Here is a 13,548-nt window from a genome sequence, read left to right as displayed (position 1 = left end):
TAATGCCAAAAAATGATAGACCGTCCCGCAAATATTCTCCTACGTGTCGACATTATTCATTCGAGCTTTTTAGTCCATGGAGCCTGTACAGGTTAAGTGCCTCAAAAATCCGTTTCCGGCTATCGGCGCTCATATCCCTCTTCAATAAATCCAAAATCATATTGATGACATTATTGGCAATGATACTAAGCAAAATCATATTTTCATCAGTTCCGATTTCATATCTTTTATAAGTATTTTTCAAATAGGGCTTCTTGGTTTCGATCATCAGGTCGATTAGTTCTTTTTTTGCATCGCTGTAAATCGTCCCTTTATTTTTTTCGAAAATAATGACGATCTGCATGCTATATTGAGTTAATAGGTTGATTTGCTCCTGGACAATGACCGATTTTTTTTCGTTATGGGCTTCTCCAAAAAAAGTCTGGTTATCGATATGAATGCTTTCCACTAACACATTCTTCAAATAATCCACTAAAGACGACGGAACAACCGTATAAAATAACTCCTTTTTATTTTTAAAATAAGTATAAATATTTCCAACAGAAATTTGGATCTCATCCGCAATATCGCTCATTTTGGCATCTACAAACCCTTTTCGAAAAAATACCTTTAAAGCAGCTGATTCAATTTCCTTTTTCACTTCATCTTTTTTGGCCTGTATGATGAACACCTTCAATCAATAATGAATAAACCATTCATTTTTAGTGTAGTTCGATGGTTTTGGTTTGTCAAACCCGAGCAAGACAACAGAAACTTTGACATTTACGATAGGTAATAATTCCGTTGTATGGCCGCACCTGTATAGATAAACTTATGCGACCAAGCAGGGAATTCTAGAGTACAGCCGAGATAAAAAACAGGAAAAAGTCATGGTAGAAGCCGGTTTGCCCCGTTCTCCACTCAACCTTTCCCCAAATTTCTTTCAAATCCTATATTCTTATCTTCAGTGAGAACAACCCCGACACGATGTGCCCCGACCATTGAAAGTTATTTATTTTCATAACGTACTACGCCGTAGTTCATAAAAATACTGCACAATCGGATGCTTTAACTTCATCTTCTCAGACATGTTTAAAATTCGCTTTTTTCCTACTCGTCTGTCCACTAAAGCTAGAATATTCAATAAGATATCATTACTCTCTAAGCTGTCCTCTATAGAAGTAGTTAAAAACTGATTAGCTACAACATTAAAATTTGACTTGCTTAATGAGGCCTGTGCTGACAAAAGCTCCTTTGCATGCTCTGATATTTTTCTACCTCTTGCAATTACTTGTAGACGATCCTCCGGAACGTTCCCATTAGTATCTTTTCTGACCGCTTCAATTTCTTCATTGCTGATAGGAACTTGGATATTGGGGTCATTCTTGATTTCCAACTCCGTCTGATACCATTTGATTGGACTAGTGATTTCATTCATATTGAGTATGTTCTTCTTATCTACAGTTATATAACAAATTCCAGACTTATCAGGTAAATAACGGTAACTGGTTGCTCGGTATTCGAACCTTCCATATAACGCAGGAGAAAGGAAACTCTCCAGTTGTTGCTTCAATTTACTCCAGGACATGTATTCCTCCTATGTTCTCAATGCCTACTAACAGCCCGTCCCTAACTTGGCAATTTAATTTCCTCGTTCCTCTACCTCATCATGATCCTTGCTTCCAAACTCATCAAGCAATGTACGCACTTCACTTGTTGATTTGGCGTTCATTAAGCTGTTTCTGAGTTCACTTGCCCCTCGGAATCCACGGACATATATTTTGAAGAAGCGGGCGAGAGGGCTGAACGAACGTGGCTCCTGCGCTGAATAATGATCATGAAGATCTAGATGAAGCCGCAGCAGTTCAAGCAATTCCTCACTGCTGTGATCCTTCGGCTCCTTCTCAAACGCAAATGGATTCTGGAAAATACCACGCCCAATCATAATGCCATCCACTCCATATTGCTCAGCGAGCTTCAAGCCAGTCTGACGGTCCGGAATATCTCCGTTAATGGTCAGCAGTGTATCTGGTGCCACCTCATCACGAAGTTTCTTAATCTCCGGAATCAGTTCCCAGTGAGCGTCTACTTTGCTCATTTCCTCTCTTGTCCGCAGATGAATGGACAAATTCACAATGTCTTGTTTCAAAATATGGGTCAACCAGTCGCGCCATTCGTCTACGGCAGTGAAACCGAGCCTTGTTTTTACACTGACGGGCAGTCCCCCGACTTTGGCGGCCTGAATGATATCCGCTGCGATTTCGGGACGGCAGATCAGGCCGCTTCCCTTCCCATTCTCGGCTACATTCGCTACAGGACAACCCATATTAATATCGATGCCTTTGAAGCCTTCTTTCGCCATACCAATGCTCATTTCACGGAAATATTCCGGCTTATCTCCCCAGATATGGGCCACCATGGGCTGTTCATCCTCTGTAAAAGTCAAACGCCCGCGTACACTTTTGTTCCCCTCCGGGTGACAATAACTCTCTGTATTCGCAAACTCCGTAAAAAACACATCCGGTCTAGCTGCTTCACTTACGACATGGCGAAACACAACATCCGTCACATCTTCCATCGGTGCCAGTATAAAAAAAGGTCGTGGCAAATCACGCCAAAAATTATTCGTCATATCAAAAACTCCTCTATAAATACCAGGACAAATCTTTGGTCCCAAAATGGTAAAGCTCACCTGCTCATATCCTTGCTTCTCTCATATAACATGTTTAACCAACGTATTTCAAACGGCAGTATATGTTAAGCATAGCATCTAAATGAGTATATCATACTCAATAGAGGAGCATACTCCCCAAAAGACTCGTAATAAAAGGAAGAGCCCGCCCCTCCTTGCCTCTTCTATAACGTACTGCGCCGCAGTTCATAGAAATACTGCACGGCATAACTTCCCCCAGCCTGCGCCGTTCCCAAGCGAACGGCTTAAAAAAAGAGCCGAGGAATAATATCCTCGACCCTTTTCGTCAATTTCTACACATGAATACCCAAAATTTTCAGCTAATGCCACATGAGCATATTTATCAACATCTACACGATTTCGGTACGTTTCGATAATCTTATTGATGTTTTTATCAGTAAGTTTGTTTTGATTTTTACCTTTTTCAAACGCCAATACACCTCAACAATTAGTCTTTTCTGACCAACAGCGCAACACTCTCCACATGCACTGTATGCGGGAACATATCCACAGGCTGTACTTCCACTGTTTTATACCCGCCATCCTCCAATATCCTTAAATCCCGCGCCAGTGTGCTTGGGTTACAGGATACATACACCACGCGTTCTGGCTTCATCTCCAGAATGGTGTCGAGCAGGCGTGGATCACAGCCCTTACGGGGCGGATCGACGACGATAACGTCAGCGGTGATGCCTTGCTCTTTCCATGCAGGAATCACATCTTCGGACGCGCCTACCTCAAACTTTACATTACGCATTTCGTTCAATAGCGCATTACTTCGTGCATCGTCAATGGCTTCTTTGACGATCTCCACCCCGTACACCTGGTCCGCATGCTGAGCGAGGAACAAGGAGATCGTGCCGATGCCGCAATATGCATCAATTACCGTTTCTTTGCCCGTGAGACCGGCATATTCGACGGTTTTGTTATACAGCACTTCCGTTTGTACAGGATTCACCTGATAAAAGGATCGTGCGGAAATCGCAAACTGGACGTTTCCAATGTAGTCGTAGATCACGTCACGTCCCCACAGTACACGAGTCTCGTCGCCAAAAATAACGTTCGTTCGCTTCGTGTTCACGTTCTGGCATATGCTTGCCACGTGTGGGATGTGCTCACGAATACTGCCAATCCACGCATCTGCGTGCGGAATATCTCGTCCATTCGTGACGAGCACCAGCATCATTTCACCTGTGCGAAAAGCGGTCTTCACCACGACATGGCGCAACAGCCCGCGTCCAGTTTCCTCATTATATGCACTGATGCCCAGCATCCGGCCAATCTCTTTCACACGTGCGACAACTTCGTCATTACGCTCATCCTGAATGAGACAGGTGTTCATATCCACAATTCGATGGCTGCCACGTGCGTAGAAGCCACCGACAAGCCCGCCCTCGGTGACACCAATCGGCACCTGGGCTTTGTTCCGATACCGCCAAGGCTCACTCATACCGAGCGTAGGATGCACGACTACGCCTTGTACACGTGACATGCTGTCTTCATTTCCATCCGCAGAGTCAGCCAAAACCTCAGTATGCTCACTGGACTCCGTAGCTACACTCAGCTTTCCGATACGTTCCAGCACATCCACCACATGCTGTCGCTTCCAGCCTAGCTGCGCTTCATAGCTCATGTGCTGGATCTGACAACCGCCACATTGATCATAGATGGCGCACGGAGCTGCAATCCGGTCAGGGCTAGCCTGCACAATATCCAGCAGTTTGGCATAGCCATACTGTTTTTTCGTTTTCAGCACCTTGACCCGTACTTTTTCACCCGGTAACGCGCCCGGAACGAACAGCGTAAAACCCTCGACACGCCCTACACCCTCGCCATCATGGTTCATGCCGATGATGTCTATCACGGCCTCATCATTCTTTTGCACAGGCAGATCGCTACGCTCTGCATTAGACCTGCTACGATTGGAAGCTTCCTGATTACGTCTATCGTTACTCCGTTCACCTTTGGAAAAATGACGAGATTTCCGTTCATCCCCCCGCATTTTTCGATCCGAATTATCCATATTTCCATTTTTCTTTTCGGTTCCAGCCCGAAGCATTCTATTCCCAGCTCCAACTCGTGACTGCTCCAGTTCTCTCTCTTTTTTCACCTGCATGGTCTTTTTGTGCTGATTCCCTTGAACTGGAGTTGTTGTTGCTGTATTCCGGCGGCTTTTTCCACGTCCGCTACGGTTATTCGTCATGATGGTCACTTCTTTCTGTTCTTCTTTTCATGCTTATCTTTATTCAGCCATATCATTCAAACAACTCGAAAATGCCGTTACTCCCCACGGAGAACGGCAAGGGCTGATATGTTCCCTTCAAAAAACAACTATCTACTCTGCGTTCCGTATATCGCACTGCTCAACCAACTGGAAACCAATCCATTCTCGTTCATTTCCTTACCGAAAAACATTCAAATGATGCGGAAGATTCCGGAAGGTCGCTGGCAGAGTGCCTCCTAACTCGCCATCCAGGTTAAGCTGGACATAGCCAGGTGAGGTCACTTCCATGTAATCTGTTCTGAAATAAACGATTTTCTTGTCCTGCAAGTGCTCCCCGCGCAGCGCAAGTGTAACCAAACGGATCATCTCCGCCAGATTGCATTTCCGCACAGCGATGACATCTAGCAGTCCATCATCTATTGTCGCCCCGGGAGCAAGCTTTTCAAACCCGCCCACCGAATTTGTATTCGCGATCAGGAAAAGCATAAATTCATCGTGGATCACTTCCTGACCCGATGCCTTGATGATCAGCTCCTGTGGAGCAAGGCTGACCATTTTCTCCATACCTTTGAAATAGTAGGCCAATTGGCCAATCATCGTTTTGAGCTTGCTTGGAACTTCATACGTAAGCTCGGTTAAAGTTCCGCCGCCTGCGATGTTGATAAAATAGCGGTCATTGGCTTTTCCAATATCCAGCGGCTTCGGATTTTGACGAATAACGAGGTCACAATAATCCTCCCAATGCCTGGGAATGCCGAGTGCTCTGGCAAAATCATTCGTCGTTCCTAGAGGAAACACACCCAGAGGCGGACGGTTTTCCCTTTCAGCCATCCCGTTAATGACCTCATACAATGTACCATCGCCACCAGCGGCAATAATCATATCATAGCCACGCTCAACGGCCTCTGTTGCGGCACGCGTTGCGTCCCCTTCTCCTGTAGTTGCATGGCAAGAGGCCTCAATACCACCTTCATCTAGGCGCTGCAAGACATCCGCAAGGCGACGCTTCATTTCCTCACGCCCAGAGGTCGGGTTATAGATTAATCTAGCTCTTTTCATTCCGTTACGCCACCCGTATATTTAATGATATTTATATTCACATCGTAGTTCATCACATTCAGTCTGTACAAAATATCATCATACTGGAAAAAGACCTCTTTTACAATAAAAGAAGCCATTCACTATCCAAATAAGGGAATTTCAGGTTAGAAACACTATCACCCAATTCAGACCATCTTATCTATTGTCAGTCCTTGCTTGTTTCTGCATACCCTGCAGCAGTTCACGAATTTGTCTGTCCATCCAGCTTGTAAGCAAAGGATGCGGCAATAAAGGATCTCCTGAATAGCGGTAATCGAGTCCCTGTAAGCGTTTAGGAATCATATGACTTGTAAAATACCCCGAACTCAAAAACAGCGGTGCCACAATAACATCATGACCCCGCACCTGATTCCAATACGCAGCCTTGTCATGCACACCCTCAGGATTTAGCAAAGCGTGATCCGTGATGATACCACTCACGTTTTGCACCGTACGGGCCAACGAGGAAATCCCTTGCTCCCAGCGCTGAAGAAAGCCGTTGTGCGCGCTCCCGTGTCCTACGAGTAAAATGACCTCTCGCGCAGGATCGACCGACAACGGGCGAACCTTGTCCCACACCATGCGGGCAACATCTTCGCCATCATCCAATGGACTACCAAAATGCACACGTGCCTTCAATCGAAAGGGTTCCAAATCCGTTTCTTTGTCTGGCGCAGCTTTGACTCCCAGCGCATAGCTAATTTCATCTACATGCGTACTGCCTGACGACACAAACAAAGGAATAACCAGTAAATCCGTTACTCCCAAGGCTTCCAGACGGTCAATCCCATTTTGAATCAATCTTCCTTTAACCGTTTCCAAAAACGAAACCTCTATCGGCATTGCTTCCAGCAATTGAAGCTTTGCAACTGCCTGATCCACCTGTTCCACCCAATATGGCTCTCTAGAGCCATGGCTGATGACTAGTATCCCAGGGCTCTGCATTAGCGGCCCAGACGTTCCAGAGTCATTTTATACCCGTCATTCCCATAGTTCAGACAACGTTTCACACGTGAAATGGTGGCTGTACTGGCGCCTGTCTCAGCTTCAATCTGATTATATGTGCTGCCTTTGCCAAGCATACGGGCAACCTCCAGACGTTGGGAGAGGGATTGAATTTCATTAATTGTGCACAGATCATCAAAAAATACATAGCACTCTTCCAAATTTTTAAGAGTTAAAATAGCTTCGAACAATTGATCAATACTTTTATCATTAAGCTTTTTAAGCTGCATAGATTATCATCTCCCAAAGGTTACAATCTCTCCTCATTGTACTCGACAAATAGTTAGTTTTTCAAGCATTAACGGTTTCACGCATTACAGAACAACATTACATGACTACAGAAACATCCTGTACGAATGCCCAAATCCGCTTTTATACCTCATTTCAGGACACGCGCCTAAACCCACTGTGCGTTTGTAACATACAGTAGAGTATCAATCTGCAAAGGAATGTGATCTCATGCCTGGACATTACTATCATCGGAGGGCGCAAACGCGTTCTATTTCCGATCCGTATAGTTCAACTCCTTATCCTGGACTCGATCCCTACAGCGAAGTTCCGCAAGTCGATTCCTCCGCCGTGGTGCCTTATGAGGCACCAGCGAGTATAACAGATGCCGCCGTGGTCACGCCAGACCCCGTCCCAGCCAAAGGAGGGCTGCTTGGCGGTCTTGGCAATCTTGGTAATCTCAACGATATTAAAGGTATTATTGACCGTATGGGCGGTATTGACGGGATTGTTGCTACGGTCGGCAAGGTACAAAAGATCATGTCTAGCGTGCAGCAATTTGCTCCGATGGCAAAACTGATTATGGGCTCGCTCCCAGCATTCAACAAAAACGCAAGCAAAAAAACGACAACACCAATTACTGAGGAACTGGATGAATATACACCACCACGCCGACGCCGGAGAAAGACACAGCGCAAAAGTACCACTACCCCACGCAGACGTCCGCGCAAACGCACAAGAAAGTAGGCTATTTTATTTAAACCAACCTCGGCGCATAAACCACACCACCATCGCAACACTCAATAAGAACATAAAGAACAGTACGCCAAAATATCCATATTTCCAGCCCAACTCGGGCATATTCGAAAAATTCATACCATAGATTCCTGCAATCAGCGTCAAGGGCATAAAAATGGTCGTAATTACGGTCAGCGTCTTCATAATTGAATTCATGCGATTGGAATTAAGCGATATGTAACTGTCTCTCAGGTCGGCTGTCATCTCGCGGTCGGCCTCCAGCATGTCCGTCAGCTTCAATAAATGATCATAGATATCCGTAAAATAAGCCATATGATCCCCTTGACCCTGCACATGCTGTGAATTCAAAACTCGGTACATCAGATCACGCATCGGTACGATCGTACGGCGCAGCTTGAGCAACCTGCCACGCAGGTCAAATACCTGCTTCATTAATTCCTCTACCGATTCGTGTGCGCCCAAACCTTCAAGCTCGGCTAATTCATCCTCAATGATGAAAAGGCTAGGAAAATAGTTATCTACCAGCTTGTCCATCACTGTATAAGCTGCAGCCAGCGGTCCGCGAGACCATATTTTGCGTTCGTTCGCATGCTCGACAATCCGCTCCCAGGCCTGATCCAGCTCCTCTAGTTCATAATGATGATATGTAACCAAAAAACGGTTGCTAATAAACATATCCACCTCTTCCGCCTCTAATGTATCTACATCAAGCGCATGTAACACCAGAAACTGTACATTCTCGTAATAATCCAGCTTGGGACGTTGCAGAACATGCATGCAATCCTCTACAGCCAGCGGGTGAAAATGAAAATAACTTGTCAGCAGCTCCGACTCTCGATCTGTAGGTTCGTTAAAATCAGCCCAGATCCATATGTAATCTTCCATGACAATCTGCTCCAATGGTTGTCCCACTGTCACCTGATGATCATGACCTATAGCCAATGTACGTATCACCGTACGTCCCCCTCGCTTATACTGCCGTCTTATATGTTAATTATATTTTATATAAGCCATTCCACATTATACAAATCTCAAGTTCTATATTTCTATACACTAAATAAGAAAAGGATATGTCAGGTTCAATCCTCCCTAACATATCCTTAAAATAATTTATTCGTTACCACTTAAATCTTTTTTGATTTCTTATACAGTTGTGGGATGCCCGGTTCCACCATTCAAATCGAATGATACTTACTCGCTATATCCCCCTCGGCGCAGCAAGCAAAGCGCTGCGCCAATTCCGCTGCCTATACCCACTCATTTAAAAGTGGCGCAGGCTTTTGCCAAGAAAGGAGCAGATTCAGCGGGCAGTAGCGTAGTGGTCCATTTGAATCCGGAGAAGCGAAGCGCTCGCCTTTGCCCCTGAATTCTAACCTTTTCATGTGTTACATAATCCAAAAAAATTCAGGGACAACAGCGATCGGAAGATAAATGGAACGCGGAGCGTCACACACATCTCTATCTGCGCTCAAAGTAAACCCTGCCCACTTACAATACCTTCTCCAAGAAACTAATGGTCCGCTCGTTTTTCGGATTACCAAATACCTCTTGTGGTGTTCCTTCTTCTACGATGTAACCACCGTCCATAAACACGACACGGTCGCTTACTTCCCGTGCAAAGCCCATCTCATGCGTTACGATCATCATCGTCATGCCTTCGCGTGCCAGATCTTTCATTACGCCGAGCACTTCGCCCACCATTTCAGGATCAAGCGCCGAGGTTGGCTCGTCGAACAGCATAATGTCTGGGTTCATTGCCAGCGCACGTGCAATCGCCACACGCTGCTTCTGACCGCCGGAAAGCTGTCCTGGCAATGCATCTGCCTTATCGGCCAAACCTACACGATCCAGCAGCTTCATAGCTGTCTCGCGGGCCTCTGTCTTCGTCTGTTTGCCCAGCTCAGTTGGCGCGAACATAATGTTCTTGAGCACCGTCATATGCGGGAACAGGTTGAAATGCTGAAACACCATACCTATATTTTCACGGACCTTGTTAATGTCCACGTTTTTGTCACCCAATTTGTAGTCATCGACGATGACCTCACCAGCTGTAATTTCCTCCAGCATATTCATACAACGCAAAAACGTACTTTTCCCTGAACCCGAAGGTCCAATGACACATACAACTTCGCCTTCCCGTACTTGCATGTCAATACCTTTTAGCACCTGGTTACTGCCATAGCTTTTTTTCAGGTTTTTAACGATAATTTTACCCACGGCGAACTCTCCCTTCAAGACGGTTGGAAATTTTGGTCAGGACTGTAATGACGATAAGATACATCACCGCAACGACCAGCCAAATATCAAAGGATTGGAACGTCCGTGCAATAATGATTTTGCCCGATTGAGTCAATTCAACCAGACCGATAACCGACAGAATGGACGTATCCTTCAACGTAATAACCAACTGATTGATAAACGACGGGATCATGATTTTCACGGCTTGTGGCAAAATGATCTTCAGCATGGCTGTCCGGTATGGCAAGCCAAGCGAACGAGCGGCTTCCATTTGTCCCGGATCAATGGACTGAATACCCCCGCGGATAATTTCGGTCACATAAGCACCAGCGTTCAGGGATAACGTCAACACCGCTGCGACAAAAAGCGGCATTTTAAAATCGAGTGCCTGTGGGATACCAAAGTAAATAAAGAATGCAAGTACGATCAGTGGAATACCACGGAATACATCAACGAAAACAGTTGCAATACCGCGGAACACCTTGTTATGGCTAACTTTCATAAAGCCAAACACTAGTCCCAGCAAAAAGGCTACGAGCAAGGATACCAGGGTGTACAACAGCGTATTTCCCATCCCTTTAACCAACGCAGGCAGCGAAGCGGAAATGAGCTCCCAGCGGCTGCGTTCTACAGGGGCCACACCTTTGCCTGATTCGCCCAAATATTTGGACATAATCTTGTCATATTCCCCACTGTTGCGAAGATTCACGAGCCCAGCATTGAATTTCTCCAGCAGCTCCGCATTTTTGCCTTGGTTGACAGCAAAACCGTAAGAACCGCCTTTTTCCTTATCGGTCACCAGCTTAAGACCATTATTCTGAGTCACACCGTATGCCAGTACCGGAAAGTCATCAAAGCAGGCAACCGAATTACCTGTTTTAACTTCATCATACATTTGAGAAGAATCGTCGAATGGAACTGTAGTAAAGCCATATTTCGCCTTAATGGATTCCGCGAACGTGTAGCCTTCTGTTCCTGTTTTGACAGCGACACGCTGTCCTTTCAGGTCCTCATAGCGTTTAATCGTATCATTATCCTTGCGGACCGCCATGACAACACCTGAGTCGAAATAGGGCTCAGAAAAATCAAATTTTTGCTTACGTTCATCTGTAATACTCATCCCGGCAATGACACCATCCACTTGATTCGTTTCAAGGGCCTGCACTGCCGCGTTAAAGCCAAGTGGCTTAACGGTATACTCAAAATTCTGATCCTTAGCAATAGCTGCCAGTAAATCCATGTCGATTCCGACAAATTTACCATTAACATCTTCAAACTCAAAAGGCGCGAACGTTGTATCCGTGCCGATATCATATTTTGTTTTATTTTCTGCGTGAGCCACTACACCGAAATTACCGGCCAGGGCAACCACAGAAAACAAACAAATCATGAGTGCTATTAGTTTTCTTGGTTTTTGCATAAGATCCTCCAGTCAGTTGAACGGTTCAAGTTTTCTGTTTATTCTACAGGAGTTATTAAAAATTGACTACTTTGATGTCAGGTATTTTTTTAAAAACATCTCATGGAACTATCTGGATGTGTGAACTTTGGAGATGTATTTTTGCCCCTAGAATGCCAATAAGCCCCTGCCGCAAAAAGCGGACGGAAGCTTATTGTGTATCCTATATTGTATGTTCTTTTTCAGGGATTCATGATGAAAACTAGAAAAGAATTTTAAAAATCAAACCTGACAACAGCGCAGAAATTGGAATCGTTATTACCCAAGTTATTACAATACGACCAGCCAATGACCAACGAACTGCACTAAAACGCTTCGCAGACCCCACACCAAGAATTGCAGAAGTAATGGCATGAGTGGTACTTACTGGCAAATGTAGCAAAGTAGCTGTGAATATAACGGAAGCCCCCGAAACGTCGGCTGCGAATCCATTGATTGGGTCAATTTTAAAAATTTTAGTCCCCATCGTTTTGATGATCTTCCAGCCCCCAATAGATGTACCAAGCGCCATGGCTGTTGCAGCTGAAATTTTCACCCACATGGGTACTTCCAAATGGTCTTGATACCCTGCCGAGACGAGTGCGAATGTGATAATTCCCATCGCCTTCTGAGCATCATTCGTACCATGCGTAAACGACTGAATGGCTGCCGTAATCACCTGCATGGTGCGGAATCCTTTGTTTACCGTATGCGGACTGCGATAAGCAAAGATGTATTTCAAAATCATCATCACAATGTAACCGACAACAAAAGCAATCAACGGGGAGAAAATAAGGCCCTCAACAATCCCGATGAAGCCGCTCCAATTTAATTTATCCTGTCCCGCACCTACATACACCGCTCCGGCCAACGCACCGATCAATGCATGGGAAGAGGATGAAGGAATACCGAACCACCAAGTCAAGAGATTCCAGATAATCGCAGCGATCAGCGTTGCAATAACGATATCAATACCATTCGTAAGCTTGGTAGGGTCAGCAACACTTCCACCAATGGTCTTAGCAACCCCCGTGAACATGATTGCCCCGAGAAAGTTCATAACTGCAGCCATAATAATCGCACGTCGTGGCGTCAATGCACGGGTCGAGACCGAAGTAGCAATTGCGTTCGCCGTATCATGAAACCCATTAATAAAATCAAATGCCAGAGCAAGAAAAATAACAATACCTAATACCAGTAAACTTGTATCCATGTAAAAGGACTCCCTTACGAGTTACGCATAATGATGGATTCCAGCATATTTGCAACATCCTCGCATGAATCCGTTGTCGTTTCAAGGCGTTCGTACAATTCTTTGCGTTTAATCAGCTCAATTGGATCAGTTACAGTTGCAAACAGGTTTTTGATGCAAATACGCAATAATTCATCCCCCTGATTTTCCAAATCATTCAGGCGAATGGTGTATTCACGAATAGCCAACAATTTTTTCTGTGAAAGCAAATGTACAGCCTTCTGAATTTCGTAAGCTGATTGACGCAAAATATCAGCAAACTGCACAATATACTCGTCCGGCTCTGTAATGTTGTACATATAAAAACGAGAGGCTGTCGCTTCAAGACCGTCCAGCACATCATCCATGGTCGTTGTCAGTTCCATGATGTCGTCGCGTTCCAGCGGCGTAATGAAGGTCTTGTTCAACTCAGTAATAATCGTGTGTGTGTAATCATCACACTTATTTTCATACTTCTTCATCTCATTGGTAAACAAAGTAACATCTTGAAAATTTGAAGTATGTTGGGCAAAATAATCGGCTGCTTGCACGATCGTATCTGCCATATTTTCCAACGTCTCGAAGAATATATCCTTTTTCTTCAATCTCATAACGATTACCCCTTTACGAAAATATCCGCAACCTGTTTCGACTGCAATAGACAACCTTTGCTA

The 13,548-nt window shown here is 45.0% G+C and carries 13 protein-coding genes and 1 pseudogene; 1 reads left to right on the top strand and 13 read right to left on the bottom strand.

Annotated elements, in window-relative coordinates; genetic code table 11:
• Window positions 1-52: 52 nt before the first annotated feature.
• The 8 genes and pseudogenes from ACN6NF_RS04395 to ACN6NF_RS04360 form a co-directional block, all read right to left on the bottom strand.
• Window positions 53-670: a TetR/AcrR family transcriptional regulator gene (locus ACN6NF_RS04395; RefSeq protein WP_474315504.1), complete on the bottom strand. Its 618-nt coding sequence runs from the start codon at window positions 668-670 to the stop codon at window positions 53-55.
• Window positions 671-997: 327 nt separating this feature from the next.
• Window positions 998-1,567 (bottom strand): SF0329 family protein, encoded by a 570-nt coding sequence (locus ACN6NF_RS04390; protein WP_474315501.1) that lies wholly within the window; start codon window positions 1,565-1,567, stop codon window positions 998-1,000.
• Between the two features lie 54 nt (window positions 1,568-1,621).
• The gene (locus ACN6NF_RS04385) at window positions 1,622-2,611 is read right to left on the bottom strand and encodes a tRNA dihydrouridine synthase (protein WP_474315499.1); all 990 of its coding nucleotides are present in this window, start codon (window positions 2,609-2,611) and stop codon (window positions 1,622-1,624) included.
• 384 nt (window positions 2,612-2,995) lie between these two features.
• Window positions 2,996-3,100: pseudogene (locus ACN6NF_RS04380) on the bottom strand (N-6 DNA methylase); the annotation flags it as partial.
• 19 nt (window positions 3,101-3,119) lie between these two features.
• A complete protein-coding gene (rlmD, locus tag ACN6NF_RS04375) occupies window positions 3,120-4,874 on the bottom strand; it encodes a 23S rRNA (uracil(1939)-C(5))-methyltransferase RlmD (RefSeq protein ID WP_474315496.1) in 1,755 nt (584 codons plus the stop codon).
• Window positions 4,875-5,072: 198 nt separating this feature from the next.
• Window positions 5,073-5,954 (bottom strand): diacylglycerol kinase, encoded by an 882-nt coding sequence (locus ACN6NF_RS04370; protein ID WP_025677329.1) that lies wholly within the window; start codon window positions 5,952-5,954, stop codon window positions 5,073-5,075.
• A 177-nt stretch (window positions 5,955-6,131) separates the two neighbouring features.
• Window positions 6,132-6,920 (bottom strand): sirohydrochlorin chelatase, encoded by a 789-nt coding sequence (locus ACN6NF_RS04365; protein WP_474315493.1) that lies wholly within the window; start codon window positions 6,918-6,920, stop codon window positions 6,132-6,134.
• Window positions 6,920-7,210 (bottom strand): YerC/YecD family TrpR-related protein, encoded by a 291-nt coding sequence (locus tag ACN6NF_RS04360; RefSeq protein ID WP_007428885.1) that lies wholly within the window; start codon window positions 7,208-7,210, stop codon window positions 6,920-6,922. Before ACN6NF_RS04360 ends, ACN6NF_RS04365 begins: the two co-directional genes overlap by 1 nt.
• Window positions 7,211-7,439: 229 nt before the next feature.
• Between ACN6NF_RS04360 and ACN6NF_RS04355 the strand changes: the two genes are divergently transcribed.
• Window positions 7,440-7,955: a tyrosine protein kinase gene (locus tag ACN6NF_RS04355; RefSeq protein ID WP_474315491.1), complete on the top strand. Its 516-nt coding sequence runs from the start codon at window positions 7,440-7,442 to the stop codon at window positions 7,953-7,955.
• Between the two features lie 6 nt (window positions 7,956-7,961).
• Here the strand turns inward: ACN6NF_RS04355 and corA are convergent, their stop codons facing one another.
• The 5 genes from corA to ACN6NF_RS04330 form a co-directional block, all read right to left on the bottom strand.
• Window positions 7,962-8,921, bottom strand: coding sequence for a magnesium/cobalt transporter CorA (gene corA, locus ACN6NF_RS04350; protein WP_474315489.1), 960 nt, complete (start codon window positions 8,919-8,921; stop codon window positions 7,962-7,964).
• Between the two features lie 534 nt (window positions 8,922-9,455).
• Window positions 9,456-10,184 carry an amino acid ABC transporter ATP-binding protein gene (locus tag ACN6NF_RS04345; RefSeq protein ID WP_013369518.1) on the bottom strand — a complete coding sequence of 243 codons (729 nt, stop codon included), beginning with the start codon at window positions 10,182-10,184 and terminating at the stop codon, window positions 9,456-9,458.
• Window positions 10,177-11,625, bottom strand: coding sequence for an amino acid ABC transporter substrate-binding protein/permease (locus ACN6NF_RS04340; protein WP_474315487.1), 1,449 nt, complete (start codon window positions 11,623-11,625; stop codon window positions 10,177-10,179). The genes ACN6NF_RS04345 and ACN6NF_RS04340 overlap by 8 nt, the downstream gene beginning before the upstream one ends.
• A 241-nt stretch (window positions 11,626-11,866) precedes the next feature.
• On the bottom strand, window positions 11,867-12,856 hold the full coding sequence (locus ACN6NF_RS04335) for an inorganic phosphate transporter (protein ID WP_040102097.1): 990 nt from the start codon (window positions 12,854-12,856) through the stop codon (window positions 11,867-11,869).
• Window positions 12,857-12,870: 14 nt separating this feature from the next.
• Window positions 12,871-13,485 carry a DUF47 domain-containing protein gene (locus ACN6NF_RS04330; protein ID WP_013369515.1) on the bottom strand — a complete coding sequence of 205 codons (615 nt, stop codon included), beginning with the start codon at window positions 13,483-13,485 and terminating at the stop codon, window positions 12,871-12,873.
• Window positions 13,486-13,548 lie beyond the last annotated feature (63 nt).

The sequence above is a fragment of the Paenibacillus sp. TSM33 genome, assembly GCF_056099025.1.
The sequence above is the reverse complement of the archived record's forward strand: the minus strand, read 5'-3'. Positions and strand labels throughout refer to the sequence as shown.

Coding starts and splice junctions, on each gene's coding strand:
- ACN6NF_RS04390 (WP_474315501.1), bottom strand. CDS start 1,567: ATGTCCTGGAGTAAATTGAAGCAACAACTGGAGAGTTTCCTTTCTCCT.
- ACN6NF_RS04385 (WP_474315499.1), bottom strand. CDS start 2,611: ATGACGAATAATTTTTGGCGTGATTTGCCACGACCTTTTTTTATACTG.
- rlmD (WP_474315496.1), bottom strand. CDS start 4,874: ATGACGAATAACCGTAGCGGACGTGGAAAAAGCCGCCGGAATACAGCA.
- ACN6NF_RS04370 (WP_025677329.1), bottom strand. CDS start 5,954: ATGAAAAGAGCTAGATTAATCTATAACCCGACCTCTGGGCGTGAGGAA.
- ACN6NF_RS04365 (WP_474315493.1), bottom strand. CDS start 6,920: ATGCAGAGCCCTGGGATACTAGTCATCAGCCATGGCTCTAGAGAGCCA.
- ACN6NF_RS04360 (WP_007428885.1), bottom strand. CDS start 7,210: ATGCAGCTTAAAAAGCTTAATGATAAAAGTATTGATCAATTGTTCGAA.
- ACN6NF_RS04355 (WP_474315491.1), top strand. CDS start 7,440: ATGCCTGGACATTACTATCATCGGAGGGCGCAAACGCGTTCTATTTCC.
- ACN6NF_RS04340 (WP_474315487.1), bottom strand. CDS start 11,625: ATGCAAAAACCAAGAAAACTAATAGCACTCATGATTTGTTTGTTTTCT.
- ACN6NF_RS04335 (WP_040102097.1), bottom strand. CDS start 12,856: ATGGATACAAGTTTACTGGTATTAGGTATTGTTATTTTTCTTGCTCTG.
- ACN6NF_RS04330 (WP_013369515.1), bottom strand. CDS start 13,485: ATGAGATTGAAGAAAAAGGATATATTCTTCGAGACGTTGGAAAATATG.